Source organism: Microtetraspora sp. AC03309 (genome assembly GCF_020826795.1).
GTDB lineage: Bacteria > Actinomycetota > Actinomycetes > Streptosporangiales > Streptosporangiaceae > Microtetraspora > Microtetraspora glauca.
Genome location: NZ_JADDIL010000519.1, coordinates 1 through 445, shown reverse-complemented (window position 1 = coordinate 445; position 445 = coordinate 1). Strand labels below are relative to the sequence as shown.

Here is a 445-nt window from a genome sequence, read left to right as displayed (position 1 = left end):
GACCCGTTCCAGACCGAGCACCTGCGCATAGATGCCGGCCAGCAGTTCCTCCACGGGAGTCGCCGGAGCGCGGTATTCCTGACCGTTGGCATAGTCGGGGGCAGGCAGAGCGCGTTTGTCGAGTTTGCCGTTCACCGTCAAGGGCAAGGCGTCGAGCACCACCACCGCCGCGGGCACCATATAACCGGGCAACCGCTCCGACAATGCCGCACGAACCGCGACCGGGTCCGCGCTGCCGGTGATGTAGCCCACCAGGCGTTTGTCGCCGGGGCGGTCTTCTCGGGCTATGACCTCGGCTTGTCTCACCCCGTCCAGATCTTCCAGGGCAGATTGGATTTCGCCCAGTTCGATGCGGTACCCGCGAATCTTGACCTGCTCATCAGCACGACCCACATACTGCAGCTGACCGTCAGCCCCCCAACACACCAAATCCCCGGTCCGATAC

The 445-nt window shown here is 64.0% G+C and carries 1 protein-coding gene; it reads right to left on the bottom strand.

Going from position 1 to position 445, the window contains the following annotated elements; genetic code table 11:
- On the bottom strand, window positions 1–393 hold a 393-nt coding region (locus IMZ11_RS44155), incomplete at its 3' end, for a hypothetical protein (RefSeq protein WP_308066924.1).
- Between the last annotated feature and the right edge of the window lie 52 nt (window positions 394–445).